Below are 16268 nucleotides of genomic sequence, written 5' to 3'. Positions count from 1 at the left end.
TTGGTGCGGATTACCGTCGGCGCGTCGAAGTTGATATCGGTCAACGGGGTTCCCGTGGCAGGTCGGCGCCGAATGCGTCGGGCAGCAGCTCGCCGAGGCGGCGAGGCCCGCCCGGGTGATCGATCAGCAGCTCGGGACCGCCGTGCTCGAGGAGCAGCTGGCGGCACCGCCCGCACGGCATCAGCGCGGCCCCCCGCCCGTCCACGCAGGCCAGCGCGATCAGCCGGCCACCGCCGGTCGCGTGCAGGGCGCTCACCACACCGCATTCGGCGCAGAGACCAAGACCATATGAGACGTTCTCCACATTGCAGCCGGTGACCACGCGCCCGTCATCCACCAGTGCGGCCGCCCCCACGTCGAACCGCGAATAGGGCGCATAGGCGCCCGCTGCGGCACCGATTGCCATGCGGCGCAGCGCTTTCCAATCGACATCAGGCATACCCGACCCCGCTTCGCTAGTGCCACGTAAGACTGCCACCCTAACCCTGACGGGCGGGATCGCTGGGCGAACTGCTCGGCGCGGGCGGTTCCCGCGCCGGGTTAGGCTGAACTGCGTCGATGTCAGAAGGCGGTGAGGATCGGGTGACCACACAGGCGACAACCGCGGATCCGGCGGCACAACCTGCGCCCGCGCGCAGGCGGCGACCACCCCGCACCCTGTATCGGGGCGACCCGGGCATGTGGTCGTGGGTGCTGCACCGCATCAGCGGCGCGACCATCTTCTTCTTCCTGTTCGTCCACGTGCTGGACGCCGCGATGTTGCGAGTGAGCCCGCAAACCTACAACGCGGTGATCCACGACTACCAGACCCCGGTCGTCGGCCTGATGGAGTACGGCCTGGTGGCCGCCGTCCTCTTTCACGGGCTGAACGGGATCCGTGTCATCCTGATCGACTTCTGGTCGGAGGGCCCCCGCTACCAGAAGGTGATGTTCTGGATCGTGGGCGTCGTCTTCCTGCTGCTGATGGTTCCGGCCGGAGTGGTGACCGGCATCCACATTTGGGAGCACCTCCGATGAGCTCCCCGGATCTGCAGCTCGGGCGCGGCCAGGTGGCCCCGGTGCACCAGCGCAGTCACGACCGGCCGGCCAGCCTGGACAACCCGCGCTCTCCGCGCCGGCGCGCCGGCATCCCCAATTTCGAGAAGTTCGCCTGGCTGTTCATGCGGTTCTCCGGGGTCGCGCTGATCGTCCTGGCCGTCGGGCACCTGTTCATCATGCTGATGTGGGACAACGGCGTGTACCGCATCGACTTCAACTACGTCGCGCAGCGCTGGGCCTCGCCGTTCTGGCAGTTCTGGGATCTGGCGCTGTTGTGGCTGGCGCAGCTGCACGGCGGCAACGGCCTGCGCACGATCATCGACGACTACAGCCGCAAGGACCGCACCCGGTTCTGGCTCAACAGCCTGCTGCTGCTGTCGATGGGTTTCACGTTGGTTCTCGGCACCTACGTGCTGGTGACATTCGACCCGAACATCGGAGGCTGAGATGTCTGCGCCACCTCCTCCTCATCGCTTCGTCCCCCTCGCCGCTGCGCGGCTGGGGGTGCCCCCACTGCATCGTCGGCGGCGGCCGTGATCCAGCAACACCGCTACGACGTGGTCATCGTCGGCGCCGGCGGTGCCGGCATGCGCGCGGCGGTGGAGGCCGGGCCCCGGGTCCGGACCGCCGTGCTCACCAAGCTCTACCCCACCCGCAGTCACACCGGCGCTGCCCAGGGCGGGATGTGCGCGGCGCTGGCCAACGTCGAGGACGACAACTGGGAATGGCACACCTTCGACACCGTGAAGGGCGGCGACTACCTCGCCGACCAGGACGCGGTGGAGATCATGTGCAAGGAAGCCATCGACGCGGTGCTCGACCTGGAGAAGATGGGGATGCCGTTCAACCGCACCCCCGAGGGCCGCATCGACCAGCGCCGCTTCGGGGGACACACCCGCGAGCACGGCAAGGCCCCGGTGCGCCGGGCCTGTTACGCCGCCGACCGCACCGGCCACATGATTTTGCAGACGCTCTACCAGAACTGCGTCAAGCACGACGTGCAGTTCTTCAACGAGTTCTACGCGCTGGACCTGGTTTTGACGCAGACGCCGAGCGGGCCGGTGGCCACCGGCGTGGTGGCCTACGAGCTGGCCACCGGTGCGATCCACGTCTTCCACGCCAAGGCCGTGGTGCTCGCGACCGGCGGCTCGGGCCGGATGTACAAGACCACCTCCAACGCGCACACGCTGACCGGCGACGGCATCGGCATCGTGTTCCGCAAGGGACTTCCGTTGGAGGACATGGAGTTTCACCAGTTCCATCCCACCGGCCTGGCCGGGCTGGGCATCCTGATCTCGGAGGCCGTGCGCGGCGAGGGCGGGCGGCTGCTCAACGGTGAGGGCGAGCGCTTCATGGAGCGCTACGCGCCGACCATCGTCGACCTGGCGCCCCGCGACATCGTCGCCCGCTCAATGGTTTTAGAGGTGCTGGAGGGCCGCGGTGCGGGCCCGCACAAGGATTACGTCTACATCGACGTGCGCCACCTCGGCGAGGACGTGCTGGAGGCCAAGCTTCCCGACATCACCGAGTTCGCCCGCACCTACCTGGGCGTCGACCCGGTGCACGAGCTGGTCCCCGTCTACCCGACGTGTCACTACGTGATGGGCGGCATCCCCACCACGGTCACCGGACAGGTGTTGCGGGACAACACGTCCACCGTGCCGGGCCTGTACGCGGCCGGCGAGTGCGCATGTGTGTCGGTGCACGGCGCCAACCGGCTGGGCACCAATTCGCTGTTGGACATCAACGTGTTCGGCCGGCGCGCCGGGATCGCCGCCGCGGACTACGCCGACGGGCACGACTTCGTCGACATGCCGCCCAACCCCGAGGCGATGGTCGTCGGTTGGGTCGCCGACATCCTGAGCGAGCACGGCAACGAGCGGGTGGCCGACATCCGCGGCGCCCTGCAGCAGTCGATGGACAACAACGCCGCCGTGTTCCGCACCGAGGAGACGCTCAAGCAGGCGCTGACCGACATTCATGCGCTCAAGGAGCGGTACTCCCGAATCACTGTGCACGACAAGGGACAGCGCTTCAACAGCGACCTGCTGGAGGCCATCGAGCTGGGCTTCCTGCTGGAGCTGGCCGAGGTCACCGTGGTCGGCGCGCTGAACCGCAAGGAATCCCGCGGCGGACACGCCCGGGAGGACTACCCGAACCGCGACGACGTCAACTACATGCGCCACACGATGGCCTACAAGCAGGGCACCGATCTGCTGAGCGACATCGCGCTGGACTTCAAGCCCGTCGTGCAGACCCGCTACGAGCCGAAGGAACGGAAGTACTGATGTCCGACACCGTCGAAGTCGAGGTCGACCGGGGACCCGAGCCGCCCTTGCCGCCCATCCCCGAGGGCGCGGTGCTGGTGACCCTCAAGATCGCCCGGTTCAACCCCGACAATCCCGACGCCTTCGCGCAAACCGGTGGCTGGCAAAGCTTTCGGGTGCCCTGCCTGCCCAGCGACCGCCTGCTGAACTTGTTGATCTACATCAAGAGCTATTTGGACGGCACGCTGACCTTCCGGCGCTCGTGCGCTCACGGGGTGTGCGGTTCGGACGCCATGCGCATCAACGGCGTCAACCGGCTGGCCTGCAAGGTGCTGATGCGCGACCTGCTGCCCGCTAAGCCCGGCAAGCAACTCACCATCACGGTCGAGCCGATCCGCGGGCTGCCGGTGGAAAAAGACCTCGTCGTCAACATGGAGCCGTTCTTCGACGCCTACCGCGCGGTCAAGCCGTACCTGGTCACCAGCGGGAATCCCCCTACGCGGGAACGTATCCAGAGCCCGACCGACCGCGCCCGCTACGACGACACCACCAAGTGCATCCTGTGTGCGGCCTGCACCACCAGCTGCCCGGTGTTCTGGCACGAGGGCAGCTACTACGGCCCGGCGGCGATCGTCAACGCGCACCGCTTCATTTTCGACAGCCGCGACGAGGCCGCCGCCGAGCGCCTCGACATCCTCAACGAGGTGGACGGCGTGTGGCGCTGCCGCACCACGTTCAACTGCACCGAGTGCTGCCCGCGCGGCATCCAGATCACCAAGGCGATCCAGGAGGTCAAGCGCGCGTTGATGTTCACGCGCTGATCATCTGGGCGGGTCACACAGCTCGTGGTGGCTGCTCCGATTGCCGCCCAAGCGTTTGGCCTGATACATGGCCGCGTCGGCGGCGGTGATCAACTCCGCCAGAACCGATTGCGGTTCGGTAGCGGTGTCGTCGAGATCAGCGCAGGCGGTGCCGATGCTGGCTGTCACTCCCGCGGCCGACGCCGCTATGACGCCACACATCTGGCCGGCCAACGACTCGGCATTGCACGTCTTGGAGGTGCCGGCCAAGAGAAATTCCTCGCCACCGCTGCGTGCCGCCACCGAGTCGCCGGAAGCGGCCAACAGGGCTTGGGCGACTGCAACCAGCGCGCGATCCCCCGCGGCGTGACCGAGCCGGTCGTTGATCGACTTGAAATGGTCGGGGTCGATCAGCATGACCACCAGGTGGGAGTCGATGCCGCGTCGGGCCAACAGCATCCCCAACGCCTCGTGCTGACATGTGCGCCGGTTCAGCAGGCCGGTCAACGGATCTCGGTCGGCCTTCAACAGATCTCCCGTCAAGGCGCGCATCAGGATCCGAATGGCCAGGGGTAGCGCGATGTTGACTTCGATCACCAACCACAAATCCACCACGGCGAGGCTGGGATGCCCGGATCTCGCGAGCGACAAGGCTTCCCAAGACCCCACCGCGGCGGCCACCGCGAAGTTGTACAGCACCAGCCCGGTGGTGTGAAGGAAAGCCATGTAAGCGCCGAAGGTCGCGAATGCGATACAGCCGATCAGCGCGGCCAGCGGGTTCGGATGCGCCAGGCATGCCAGCGCGACGGCGGTGTTGCACGTCAGGGCGAACACGATCGACTGCCTGCGCGTCGGCCAACGCCACGTCCACAGCAGCACGCCCGCCGCTCCACCGGCGACGGCGACCCACATCATGGCCACCGGCACTGATCCGCGGGGACCGTCCGAGCTGGCGGCCAGCAGGGCGATGAGACACAACACCATTGATGCCGAAATGAGTGCCAACACGGCCCGAGTGGCACCGCCGATGCCCCGCGAAGCGAGGTAGCCGGAGAGCCAATCGTAGTGATCGGGTCGCCGGCTAGACAACGCGGTCATCGTTGACTCGCATCACACCACCGCTCATCGACTCGAAACGCTAGCCGCATGCTACGGCGCTCCCGCTGCTCACGAGGCGGATTGCCGCCCCGCCCGTGCGGCGGTCACACTTTCGCGGCCCATCCCGTCTTCAGGGGTATGACACAAAGAACCCGCATCGAGCCCCTGTCCCCCCAGCGTGCCGGGCTGCTGACCCGCACGATGTACCGGATCGCCCGGCGGCGCTATGGGCAGGTCCCCGAACCGTTCAGCGTGGCCGCCCACCACCGCAAGCTGATGATCGCGGGCGCCGTGCACGAGACGATGATCGACCGGGCATCCAAGACGCTGCCAGTCAGCGTGCGTGAGCTGGCGGTGTTGTGGACCGCCCGCAGCATCGGCTGCTCGTGGTGCGTCGACTTCGGGTCCATGCTGCAACGCCTCGACGGCCTAGACATCGACCGGCTCAAAGACATCGACAGTTACGCCACCTCAACGCTTTTCACCGACGACGAGCGTGCCGCGATCCGCTATGCCGACGCGATGAGCACCGATCCGCACACCGTCACCGACGAGCAGGTCGCCGACCTGCGCGCCCGGTTCGGCGATGCCGGCGTCATCGAGTTGACTTATCAGATCGGTGTGGAGAACATGCGCGCCCGGATGAACACCGCGCTGGGCATCACCGAGCAGGGCTTCAATTCCGGGGATGCCTGCCGCGTGCCGTGGGCTAGCGAGGCCGCAGCGGAGAGCCGCTGAACTTGTCCGGGTTGGCGATATCCCATAGCGCGCTGACCTTTCCGTCGCGCACCGTCAACGCCATGATCCGTGGCAGCATCTCCCGATACCCGCCGGAAGCGGGTGCACCGGCGGTGTAGATGCCCAGCTCGCCGTTGACCAGCCCCAGCGCGTAGGAGGTGAACATCGCCGGCCCGTACCGTTGCGCCAGGCCCTGCATGAACCGGACCACCTTGTCCGGTCCGCGGATGGTCTGAACGGCGGTGGGCGCCTTGCCATTCGAATCGCCGGTGAAGGTGACGTCGGGGTGCAGCAGCGAGACCACGGTGTCCAGGTCGCCGGCGGCCATGGCAGCCATCAGCCGGCCGACCACCTCATCGTGCGACGGGTCGGGCTTGGGCGGCGGGTCCGCGCTGACGGCCTTGCGGGCCCGCGACGCCAGCTGCCGGGCGGCGGCCTCGCTGACACCGAGCACGCCGGCGACTTCGGCGAACGGCACCGCGAACCCGTCGTGCAGCACGAAGGCCACCCGCTGATCGGGCGACAGCCGCTCCAGCACCACCATCGCCGCGAACCGGGCGTCTTCGCGGGAAACGACGGCCGACAGCGGGTCCGCCCGGTCGAGGCCGGTCACCACCGGCTCCGGCAGCCAGTTCCCGGTGTAGGTCTCGCGCCGGTGCGCGGCCGAGCGCAACCTGTCCAGACCCAGCCGGCTCACCACCGTGGTCAGCCAGGCCCGCAGGTCGGTGATCACTGTTCCCTTTTCGGGGCCGTGCGCGTCCAACCGCAGCCACGCCTCCTGCACGATGTCCTCGGCGTCGGCGACCGTGCCGGTGAGGCGGTAGGCGACCGCCATCAGGTGCGGTCGCAGGGCTTCGAATTGTGAGACCTGTTCGGTCCCGGTCATATCGCGAGCCTAGCGCGGCGACGGCGAGCGCCGGAATGGCGCGAGTAAGGAACCGCGCCATCAAGCCGAGCGCTAGTCTCGCAGACACCATGACAGAGCACCTGTGGCTGCACTTCGCCCGGCACGGCGCCGACATCACCCCGCCGGTCATCGTCCGCGGCGAGGGCGTGACCATCTTCGACGACCGCGGCAAGAGCTACCTCGACGCGCTGTCGGGGCTGTTCACCGTCCAGGTCGGCCACGGGCGCACCGAACTCGCCGAGGTCGCCGCGCGGCAGGCGAGCACGCTGGCGTACTTCCCCCTGTGGGGCTACGCCACCCCGACCGCCATCGAACTCGCCGAGCGCCTCGCGGGCTATGCCCCGGGCGACCTCAACCGGGTGTTCTTCACCACCGGCGGCACCGAGGCCGTGGAGACCGCGTGGAAGCTGGCCAAGCAGTACTTCAAGCTGACCGGCAAACCCACTAAGCACAAGGTGATTTCGCGGTCGATCGCCTACCACGGCACCACCCAGGGCGCCCTGGCGATTACCGGCCTGCCCGCGTACAAGGCGCCGTTCGAACCCGTGACGCCGGGTGGCTTCCGGGTGCCCAACACGAACTTCTACCGGGCGCCCGAGCCGTTCGCCAACGACCCCAAGGCCTTCGGGCGATGGGCCGCCGACCGGATCGCCGAGGCCATCGAGTTCGAGGGCCCCGAGACCGTCGCCGCGGTATTCCTGGAGCCGGTGCAAAACGCCGGCGGCGCCATCCCCCCTCCCCCGGGCTATTTCGAGCGGGTGCGCGAGATCTGCGACTCCTTCGACGTGTTGCTGGTGTCCGACGAGGTGATCTGCGCGTTCGGCCGGATCGGATCGATGTTCGCGTGCGCGGACTTCGGTTACGTGCCCGACATGATCACCTGCGCCAAAGGCCTGACGTCGGGCTACTCCCCGCTGGGCGCGATGATCGCCAGCGAGAGATTGTTCGAACCGTTCAACGACGGCGCCACCGTCTTCCCGCATGGCTATACCTTTGGCGGACACCCGGTTTCGACGGCAGTGGGACTGGCCAACCTCGACATCTTCGAGCGTGAAGGCCTCAACGACCACGTCAAGCGACACGCGTCGGCCTTCCGCGCCACCCTGGAGAAGCTCTACGACCTGCCAATCGTCGGCGACGTCCGTGGTGAGGGCTTCTTCTACGGCATCGAGCTGGTGAAGGACAAGGCGACCAAGGAAACGTTCAGCGCACAGGAGTGCGAACGGGTGCTGCACGGCCACGTGTCGCCCGCGCTCTTCAACGCGGGCCTGTACTGCCGCGCCGACGACCGCGGCGATCCGGTGGTCCAGGTGGCGCCACCGCTGATCAGCGGCCAGGCCGAATTCGACACCATCGAATCCATCCTGCGCGACGTGCTCAGCCAGGTGTAGCCGCCCCCTCGCTCCGCGATGTCGATCGTCCTAGGCGGCGGAAAGGACCCGGTTCACCTCGTAGGCGGCCAACGACACCTCCCGGCCGCGAGCGGGGGTCGGCTCCTGGACGAACCGCGACACGGCGTTGCAGAGCCAGGCGAGCGCGGAACGCAGCTCGCCATCGGGTGAGGCGTCACGGTGCGCCTTCAGCTCGGTCAACACCTGGTCCAGCCCGGAACGACGCACCTGCGTCGCCTTCTCGACCTGCTTGATCAGCTGTTTCAGCGGTCGCGGGCCGGACGCGCCGCCACCATCGCGGGAACCCCGCAGCCGAGACCACAACCCACCGTTTGGAATAGCCGCAAGTGTAGGGGCTGGACGCGCCCCTCTACCGCCCGGGGTGCGACGACCAACTCGCAACTTGTGCCCCACCAGTCACAGCGCGGCTCCCTCGAATCGCGCTCGCGATCGCCTAATGTGCACAAGCAATGGACTTCCTACGCCCCGCGTCATGCCTGGCAGCGGCCCTTTTCGTGGCGGCCGGCCCGGTGGCCTTCGCCGCGCCGAGCGCCACCGCGGAGCCCGGCGCCGAGCCCAACGCCGCCGCCGCCAGCTGCCCCTTCAAGGTGAACACCCCGCCCGCGGTCGACTCGTCGGAGGTCCCACAGGCCGGCGACTCGCCGATCCCGCTGGCGGTGCCGCCGAAGCCGGTCGGCGGGGAGGCGCTGGGCAGCTGCGGCATCGTCGCCGCACCCGACACGCCGCCGCTGCCGACCGACGTCTCCGCCGACGCGTGGTTGGTGGCGGACCTGGACAGCGGCGCGGTGGTCGCGGCCAAGGACCCGCACGGCCGTCACCGCCCCGCCAGCATCATCAAGGTGCTGATCGCGATGGCATCAATCAACGCGCTCAACTTGAACAAGTCGGTGCCCGGCACCGCCGACGACGCGGCCGCCGAGGGCACCAAGGTCGGCGTCGAGGAAGGCGGCGTGTTCACCGTCAACCAGTTGCTGCACGGCCTGCTGATGCACTCTGGGAACGACGCCGCGCACGCGCTGGCCATGCAGCTCGGCGGGATGCAGCAGGCTGTGGAGAAGATCAACGTGCTGGCCGCCAAGCTCGGCGGCAAGGACACCCGGGTGGCCACGCCGTCGGGGCTGGACGGGCCGGGCATGAGCACGTCGGCCTACGACATCGGCCTGTTCTACCGCTACGCCTGGCAGAACCCGACGTTCGCCGACATCGTCGCGACGCGGACGTTCGACTTCCCCGGCCACGGCGACCACCCCGGGTACGAACTGGAGAACGACAACCAGTTGCTCTACAAGTACCCGGGCGCTTTGGGCGGCAAGACGGGTTACACCGACGACGCCGGCCAGACGTTCGTGGGCGCCGCCAACCGCAATGGGCGACGCTTGATGGCCGTGTTGCTGCACGGGACGCGGCAGCCGATCGCCCCCTGGGAGCAGGCGGCGCACCTGCTCGACTACGGCTTCAGCACGCCGCAGGGCACCCAGGTCGGCAACCTCGTCGAACCCGACCCCTCGCTCGCGCCGGCCAAACGCGACAGCGCCGCCGATCGGCAGGCCAATGGCGCCGAGGCGGCCGGGCTCATTCCCTCGGCGGACGCGCTGCCGGTCCGGGTGGGCGTCGCCGTCATCGGGACGATCATCGTGTTCAGTCTGATCATGGTGGCGCGCGCGATGAACCGCCGCCCGCAGCATCAGCACCGTTGACCGTAGAAGTTTGCTGTGGCACCGTTTTGCGGATGAGTGAAGCCTTGTATGAGGACTCCGGCCTCCGGCTCGACCGGGACGGCATCACCATCCGGCGCTACTACTTCCCGTTTGCCAGCGCGAAGCGGATCCCGTACAGCGCGATCCAGGGCGTCAAGGCCGAGCAGATGACGTGGAACAGCGGCAAGGGCCGGATCTGGGGAGCCGGAGACCCGCGGTACTGGTTCCCGCTGGACGTCCGCCGGGGCCGCAAGCGGACGCTCCTGGTGCTCCACCTTGGGCGCCGGGTGCGGCCGTGCATCAGCCCCGACGACCCCGAGCGTGTCATCGAGGTGCTGCGCGATCGGCTGCGGAGCGGCAACGCCACGTAAAAAGAATTTAGATCCGGTCAACAGTGGGAAACATCCACCGATCGGGCGCCGCGGGCGCAATTGCGGGTTCCCCGATCGGGGGACAAAACGCCCACTGAGCACCCGGGGTGCGCCGGCAGCGCGACACTAAACTCACCCAGATGACCAACGCCCGGCGCGGCCACCTGGTCGCCTTGACCGCCGCGAGCGTGGGCCTCATCTACGGCTACGACCTGTCCATCATCGCCGGCGCGCAGCTCTACGTCACCGAGGACTTCGGGTTGTCCACCCGGCAGCAGGAACTGCTGACGACGATGGTCGTGATCGGGCAGATCGTCGGGGCGCTCGGAGCGGGCGTGCTGGCGAACGCGATCGGGCGAAAGAAGTCGGTGGCGCTTCTGGTGGTGGCCTACGCGGCGTTCGCACTGCTGGGCGCGCTGTCGGTGTCCCTGCCGATGCTGTTGGTGGCCCGGCTCCTGCTGGGCCTGACGCTGGGCGTGGCGGTGGTGGTGGTCCCGGTGTACGTCGCGGAGTCCGCCCCGACCGCGGTGCGTGGCTCGCTGCTGACGGCCTATCAGCTGGCCATCGTCAGCGGGCTCATCGTCGGCTACCTGACCGGCTACCTGCTGGCCGGGTCGCACAGCTGGCGCTGGATGCTGGGATTGGCCGCCGTGCCCGCGATCGTGTTGCTGCCGTTGCTGATTCGCGCGCCCGACACGGCGCGGTGGTACGTGCTCAAGGGCCGGCTCGACGAGGCCCGCGGGGCGCTGCTGCGCGTCGAGCCCACCGCCCGGGTGGACGAAGAAATCGCCGAGATCGGCCGCGCGCTGGGCGAAGGGAGCGGCGGATGGTCGGAGATGCTGCGGCCGCCGTATTCGCGCGCCACCGCCTTCGTGATCACCCTCGGCTTTCTGATCCAGATCACCGGCATCAACGCGATCATCTATTACAGCCCGCGGATCTTCCAGGCCATGGGCTTCACCGGAAACTTCGCGCTGCTGGCGCTGCCGGCCCTGGTTCAGGTCGCCGGGCTGGCGGCGGTGGGCGCGTCGCTGCTGCTGGTCGACCGGCTGGGCCGGCGGCCGATCCTGTTGTCCGGCATCGCCATGATGGTCGCCGCCGACGTGATGCTGATGGCCGTGTTCGGGCGGGGCATCGGCGGCGCGATCCTGGGATTCGCCGGCATCGTGCTGTTCATCTTCGGCTACACGATGGGCTTCGGCTCCCTGGGCTGGGTGTACGCCAGCGAGAGCTTCCCGTCCCGGCTGCGCTCCATCGGATCGAGCACGATGCTCACCTCGAACCTGGTGGCCAACGCGATCATCGCCGCCGTCTTCCTCACCATGCTGCATTCCCTCGGCGGCGCGGGAACTTTCGCGGTGTTCGCCGCCCTGACGGTGGTCGCGTTCGTCGTCGTCTACCGGTACGCGCCGGAGACCAAGGGACGCCAGCTCGAGGAGATCCGGCACTTCTGGGAAAACGGCGGCCGATGGGACTGATCGCCGCGGGCACGATGGTGCTCGACGGTTGGGTCCGCCGGCCGGGATGGCTGCAGACGGACGGGCCGCGGATCGTGGCGTGCGGCGCCGGGTCCCCGCCCCGCCCGGCCGACAACACCTTCCCCGACGGCACCGTGGTGCCCGGCTTCGTCGACATGCACGTGCACGGCGGCGGCGGCGCCTCCTACACCGACGGTGACGGCATCGGCGGTGCCGCGGATTTTCACCTGCGGCACGGCACCACCACGACGCTCGCCAGCCTGGTGACCGCCTCGCCGCCGGAGTTGCTCGCCGGGGTGCGCGCGCTCGCCGAAGCCACCCGGCACGGGACCGTCGCCGGCATCCACCTGGAGGGGCCGTGGCTGAGCCGGGCCCGCTGCGGGGCGCACGACCCCGCCCACCTGCGCGCCCCTGATCCGGCCGAGGTCGACGCCGTGCTGGCCGCCGGCGATGGCGCGATCCGGATGGTCACGCTGGCCCCCGAGCTGCCCGGATCCGACGACGCGATCCGGCGTTTTCGCGACGCCGGAGTCGTTGTGGCGGTAGGGCATACGGACGCGACCTACGAGCAGGCCGAACACGCCATCGCGTTGGGCGCCACGGTCGGCACCCACCTGTTCAACGCGATGCGGCCGCTGCAGCACCGCGAGCCCGGGCCGGCGCTGGCCCTGCTCCGCCACACCGACGTCACCGTCGAGCTGATCGCCGACGGCGTGCACGTGCACCCGGCCGTCATGGATGCGGTGCTCGCGGCCGCGGGGCCCGACCGGGTCGCCGTGGTTACCGACGCCATCGCCGCGGCCGGCCGCGGAGACGGGGCGTTTCGCCTCGGCGCGGTTGCCGTCGACGTCGTCTCCGGTGTGGCACGGGTGCGCGGGACGTCGACGATCGCGGGCAGCACCGCCACCATGGACCGGCTCTTCCGCAACGTCAACGCCGGTGCGGGGCTGACCGCCGCGGCCCTGACGACCTCGGAGTCCCCGGCACGGGCGCTGGGCCTCGAGCGGGTCGGCCGCCTGTGTGCCGGTTATGACGCGAATCTTGTTGTGCTGGACGCTGATCTGCGGGTGACGGCGGTCATGGCAGCCGGCCGTTGGCGGGCGGGCGGCTAACGCGGCCGACGTGTTATGCGCGAAAGTGCCAGCGCCCCAACGGCTCCCATCGCCATCGCGGCCAGGGTCTGACGCGTGCTGATCCCGTCGTCTGGTTGCACGCGCGGGGCGATGATCGCCGGCGCCGGCGGGGCGACGTGACGGGTGCGCGGGCGGTCGGAGGCCGTCGCCGCCCACGCCGTGCAGAACAGCACAAGATAGGAGGTGATGTAGGCGAATACCATCAGTCCCAGCACGGGGCCGAAGGTCGCACCCGCGGGGCTGCGCAGTACCGCTCGTAGGTACAGCGATCCCACCTGCTTGAAAAGCTCGAACCCGACCGCCGCTATCAACGCGGCCCGCATCGAATCGGTCAGGCTGACCTTCTCGCGCGGCAGCCGCGCGATCATCCAGGCGAACAGCAGCCACGACACCGCCGTCGAGATCACGATCGACAGCAACCAGAACAACCAGTCCAACACCACGAGTTGCGGTATGCCAAGCCATTTGAGCAACGCCGCCAACGGCGCGTCGTGGCCGACGGTGGTCAGGCCGACGGTGGCCATGATCACCGCGAACGTCCCGAGCATGGCCAACAGATCGGAGAATTTGTTGTGGACGAAGCCGGGCGACTCGACGCGGTCGTCCCACCACATCTCGGTCAACGCCTGCCGCAGATGCGAGATCCAGCCCAGACCGGCCCAGACCGCGGTGGCCAGGCCGATGACACCCACCGACGCCCGCGCGGCGATCGCGGAGTTCATCAGGTCCAGCAGCTGGTCCCCCAGTGCGCCGGTGACCTGGGACCGGATGTGGTCGTCGATCGTCTTCAGCAGCTCCGGCCGCCGGGCCAGGACGAACCCGAAGGCCGCGAAACCGACCATCAGCAAAGGGAATAACGCGAAGATCGTGTAATAGGTCAGGCCGGCCGCGAAGAAACCGCCGTTGCGGTCGTCGAAGCGCTGGTAGGCGCGGATGACGTGGTCGAGCCAACCGTGTCGGGCTCGCAGCCGGTCGAGAAGGCCTGCGTTGGCCGGCTCGCTCATGGTGGACTCATCCTCGCTGCGGAAGGAACCCTAACCGATCGTAGACCCGCCGAACGGTTTTGCCGGCAACATCTTCGGCGCGCTGCGCTCCGACCGCGAGCACGCCCTCCAATTCTGCTGGGTCGGCGAGCAATTCGTCGACGCGCGCCTTGATCGGGCCGACGAACTCGACGACCGCCTCGGCGGTGTCCTTCTTCAGGTCGCCGTAACCCCGTCCGACGTAACCGTCGACGAGCTTGTCGATCCCCACGCCGGTGACCGCCGACTGGATGGTCAGCAGGTTCGACACACCCGCCTTGGCCTCGGGGTCGAAGCGGATCTCGCGCTCGCTGTCGGTGACCGCAGAACGAATCTTCTTGGCGGACGCGCCGGGGTCGTCGAGCAGATTGATCAATCCGGCGTCGGTGGCCGCGGACTTGCTCATCTTCGACGTGGGGTCTTGCAGGTCGTAGATCTTGGCGGTGACCTTGGGGATCATCAGGTCGGGCACGACAAAGGTATCGGGGAACCGGCTGTTGAACCGCTGCGCCACGTCGCGGGCCAGCTCCAGGTGCTGGCGCTGGTCCTCGCCCACCGGAACCAGCTCGGCGTCGTAAGCCAGGACGTCGGCGGCCTGCAACACCGGATAGGTGAACAGGCCCACGGTGGTGGAGTCGCCGCCCTGGCGGGCCGACTTGTCCTTGAACTGCGTCATCCGCGACGCCTGCCCGAAGCCGGTGAAGCAGCCCAGCACCCAGGCCAGCTGGGAGTGGGCCGGCACGTGGCTCTGCACGAAGATGGTGCTGCGGGCGGGGTCGATGCCCAGCGCCAAGTACTGGGCGGCCGTCACCAGGGTCCGGCGGCGCAGCGCCTCGGGATCCTGGGGGATGGTGATGGCGTGCAGGTCGACCACGCAGAAGAAGCACTCGTGATCGTCCTGCAGCGCCACCCACTGGGTGATGGCACCCAACGCGTTCCCCAGGTGGAGCGAGTCGGAGGTGGGCTGCACGCCGGAGAAAATCCGGCCGGATCCGGTAGCGGTGCTCATGATGCATCGATCTTTTCACGCGCGTCTTGCCGGGCACGCGCCGCCGCCGAGTGTGCGGCTAGCTTCACGCTCGGCGGGTGTGCGGCCAGGCGCACAGTCGCGAGCGTGCGGTGCCCCACCGCGCCGCCCTCCCTTGCGGTACCGGCGGTACCGCATTTAATGTCGGCGTTATGGGGAGCAAGAGGATAAACAGCAACACGGGGACGCGACCACCGATCCACCTGGGTTCGGGCGAGCCGGTCCTGCTCCTACACCCCTTCCTGCTGTCCCAGGCCGTCTGGGAGGAGGTGGCCCGGCGGCTGGCCGACACCGGACGCTATGAGGTGTTCGCCCCGACGATGGCCGGCCACAACGGCGGGCCCTCCGCCGGGACCTGGTTCCTGTCCTCGGCGGTCCTGGCCGACCGCGTGGAACAGCAGATGGACGAGTTGGGCTGGGACACCGCCCACATCGTGGGCAACTCGCTGGGCGGCTGGGTCGCGTTCGAACTCGAGCGGCGCGGACGGGCGCGCAGCGTCATGGGCATCGCCCCCGCCGGCGGGTGGACGCGATGGAGCCCGGCGAAGTTCGAGGTGATCGCCAAGTTCATCCTAGGCATTCCGCTGCTGGTGCTGGCCTGGCTGTTCGGCCCGAAGGTGATGCGCCTGCCGTTCAGCCACCAGCTGGCCACCTACGCGATCAGCGCACGGCCCGACGGGGTCACCGACGAGCAGCTGCTCGGCTGCATCGACGACGTCGCCCACTGCCCCGCCTATTTCCAGCTGCTGGTCAAGTCGCTGCTGCTGCACGGTCTGCGGGAGCTTGCCGAGAACGCCGTCCCGGCGCACCTGGTGATCTGCGAAAAGGACCGGATCGTGCCCGCCCCCCGGTTCAGCAGGCATTTCACCACCCACTTGCCCGACGACCACCAGGTCACCGAGCTCGACGGCGTCGGGCACATCCCGATGTTCGAGGCGCCGGAGCGCGTCGCCGAGCTGATCATCAAGTTCCTCGACGAATGCACCGCGGCAAGCTCGACGACACCCCCGAGGTGATCGAGTTCGCGCAGACGCTCGAGGACGTGGTGGTCTCGACGGTCGAGAGCGGGAAGATGACCAAGGACCTGGCCATCCTCATCGGACCCGACCAGAAGTGGCAGCAAAGCGAGGAGTTCCTCAACTCGATCGCCGAAAACCTGGAAAAGAAGCTGGTCAGCTAGCCGAGGGGTTGGCGCCCCGGCTCGCCGCGGTGCATTCGTCGAGGAACTTGATGATCAGCTCGGCGACGCGCTCCGGCGCCTCGAACATCGGGATGTGCCC

At 68.4% G+C, this 16268-nt stretch carries 17 protein-coding genes and 1 pseudogene; 12 read left to right on the top strand and 6 right to left on the bottom strand.

Annotated elements, in window-relative coordinates:
- Positions 1 to 40 precede the first annotated feature (40 nt).
- Positions 41 to 439, bottom strand: a complete 399-nt coding sequence (locus A5695_RS16905; RefSeq protein WP_068084377.1) for a cytidine deaminase — start codon at positions 437 to 439, stop codon at positions 41 to 43.
- Positions 440 to 678: 239 nt separating this feature from the next.
- On the opposite strand from A5695_RS16905, the gene sdhC reads away from it, so the two are divergent.
- The 4 genes from sdhC to A5695_RS16885 all read left to right on the top strand — a co-directional run bounded on the left by sdhC (position 679) and on the right by A5695_RS16885 (position 4126).
- Positions 679 to 1017, top strand: a complete 339-nt coding sequence (gene sdhC, locus A5695_RS16900) for a succinate dehydrogenase, cytochrome b556 subunit (RefSeq protein ID WP_068084375.1) — start codon at positions 679 to 681, stop codon at positions 1015 to 1017.
- Positions 1014 to 1484 (top strand): succinate dehydrogenase hydrophobic membrane anchor subunit, encoded by a 471-nt coding sequence (locus A5695_RS16895; RefSeq protein ID WP_068084374.1) that lies wholly within the window; start codon positions 1014 to 1016, stop codon positions 1482 to 1484. Before sdhC ends, A5695_RS16895 begins: the two co-directional genes overlap by 4 nt.
- A gap of 87 nt (positions 1485 to 1571) precedes the next feature.
- A complete protein-coding gene (gene sdhA, locus A5695_RS16890; protein ID WP_068084372.1) occupies positions 1572 to 3326 on the top strand; it encodes a succinate dehydrogenase flavoprotein subunit in 1755 nt (584 codons plus the stop codon).
- Positions 3326 to 4126 (top strand): succinate dehydrogenase iron-sulfur subunit, encoded by an 801-nt coding sequence (locus tag A5695_RS16885; RefSeq protein WP_068084369.1) that lies wholly within the window; start codon positions 3326 to 3328, stop codon positions 4124 to 4126. The genes sdhA and A5695_RS16885 overlap by 1 nt, the downstream gene beginning before the upstream one ends.
- On the opposite strand, the gene A5695_RS16880 is transcribed toward A5695_RS16885, so the two are convergent.
- On the bottom strand, positions 4127 to 5203 hold the full coding sequence (locus A5695_RS16880) for a diguanylate cyclase (RefSeq protein WP_068084366.1): 1077 nt from the start codon (positions 5201 to 5203) through the stop codon (positions 4127 to 4129).
- A gap of 138 nt (positions 5204 to 5341) precedes the next feature.
- On the opposite strand from A5695_RS16880, the gene A5695_RS16875 reads away from it, so the two are divergent.
- Complete coding sequence (locus A5695_RS16875; protein ID WP_068084363.1) at positions 5342 to 5941, top strand: carboxymuconolactone decarboxylase family protein; 600 nt, start codon at positions 5342 to 5344, stop codon at positions 5939 to 5941.
- On the opposite strand, the gene A5695_RS16870 is transcribed toward A5695_RS16875, so the two are convergent.
- The gene (locus tag A5695_RS16870) at positions 5913 to 6827 is read right to left on the bottom strand and encodes a sigma-70 family RNA polymerase sigma factor (protein ID WP_068084361.1); all 915 of its coding nucleotides are present in this window, start codon (positions 6825 to 6827) and stop codon (positions 5913 to 5915) included. The genes A5695_RS16875 and A5695_RS16870 overlap by 29 nt on opposite strands.
- A gap of 35 nt (positions 6828 to 6862) precedes the next feature.
- On the opposite strand from A5695_RS16870, the gene A5695_RS16865 reads away from it, so the two are divergent.
- A complete protein-coding gene (locus A5695_RS16865; RefSeq protein ID WP_082946146.1) occupies positions 6863 to 8239 on the top strand; it encodes an aspartate aminotransferase family protein in 1377 nt (458 codons plus the stop codon).
- A gap of 30 nt (positions 8240 to 8269) precedes the next feature.
- Here A5695_RS16865 and A5695_RS16860 read toward each other — a convergent pair whose 3' ends face one another.
- On the bottom strand, positions 8270 to 8506 hold the full coding sequence (locus A5695_RS16860; protein ID WP_197515524.1) for a hypothetical protein: 237 nt from the start codon (positions 8504 to 8506) through the stop codon (positions 8270 to 8272).
- 203 nt (positions 8507 to 8709) lie between these two features.
- Between A5695_RS16860 and A5695_RS16855 the strand changes: the two genes are divergently transcribed.
- From A5695_RS16855 to nagA, 4 genes are all read left to right on the top strand, one after another.
- Entirely contained in the window at positions 8710 to 9957 is a 1248-nt protein-coding gene (locus tag A5695_RS16855) for a D-alanyl-D-alanine carboxypeptidase family protein (RefSeq protein ID WP_068084351.1), read from the top strand.
- Positions 9958 to 9989: 32 nt separating this feature from the next.
- Positions 9990 to 10328 (top strand): hypothetical protein, encoded by a 339-nt coding sequence (locus A5695_RS16850; RefSeq protein ID WP_068084347.1) that lies wholly within the window; start codon positions 9990 to 9992, stop codon positions 10326 to 10328.
- 140 nt (positions 10329 to 10468) lie between these two features.
- Positions 10469 to 11806: a sugar porter family MFS transporter gene (locus A5695_RS16845; protein WP_068084384.1), complete on the top strand. Its 1338-nt coding sequence runs from the start codon at positions 10469 to 10471 to the stop codon at positions 11804 to 11806.
- Positions 11797 to 12918, top strand: coding sequence for an N-acetylglucosamine-6-phosphate deacetylase (gene nagA / locus A5695_RS16840; RefSeq protein WP_068084344.1), 1122 nt, complete (start codon positions 11797 to 11799; stop codon positions 12916 to 12918). The genes A5695_RS16845 and nagA overlap by 10 nt, the downstream gene beginning before the upstream one ends.
- On the opposite strand, the gene yhjD is transcribed toward nagA, so the two are convergent.
- Together yhjD and trpS are read right to left on the bottom strand one after the other, a co-directional pair.
- Positions 12915 to 13943 (bottom strand): inner membrane protein YhjD, encoded by a 1029-nt coding sequence (yhjD, locus tag A5695_RS16835; RefSeq protein WP_068084341.1) that lies wholly within the window; start codon positions 13941 to 13943, stop codon positions 12915 to 12917. The two genes, nagA and yhjD, sit on opposite strands and share 4 nt — an antisense overlap.
- A 7-nt stretch (positions 13944 to 13950) precedes the next feature.
- Positions 13951 to 14970 (bottom strand): tryptophan--tRNA ligase, encoded by a 1020-nt coding sequence (gene trpS, locus A5695_RS16830; protein WP_068084338.1) that lies wholly within the window; start codon positions 14968 to 14970, stop codon positions 13951 to 13953.
- A gap of 170 nt (positions 14971 to 15140) precedes the next feature.
- On the opposite strand from trpS, the gene A5695_RS16825 reads away from it, so the two are divergent.
- On the top strand, positions 15141 to 16004 hold the full coding sequence (locus A5695_RS16825; protein ID WP_231974875.1) for an alpha/beta fold hydrolase: 864 nt from the start codon (positions 15141 to 15143) through the stop codon (positions 16002 to 16004).
- A pseudogene (locus A5695_RS16820) lies at positions 15971 to 16168 on the top strand (NADP-dependent isocitrate dehydrogenase); the annotation flags it as partial. The gene A5695_RS16825 and the pseudogene A5695_RS16820, both read left to right, overlap by 34 nt.
- Positions 16169 to 16268 lie beyond the last annotated feature (100 nt).

Origin of the sequence: Mycobacterium sp. E1747, from assembly GCF_001667775.1 — a bacterium.
GTDB lineage: Bacteria > Actinomycetota > Actinomycetes > Mycobacteriales > Mycobacteriaceae > Mycobacterium.
The sequence above is the reverse complement of the archived record's forward strand: the minus strand, read 5'-3'. Positions and strand labels throughout refer to the sequence as shown.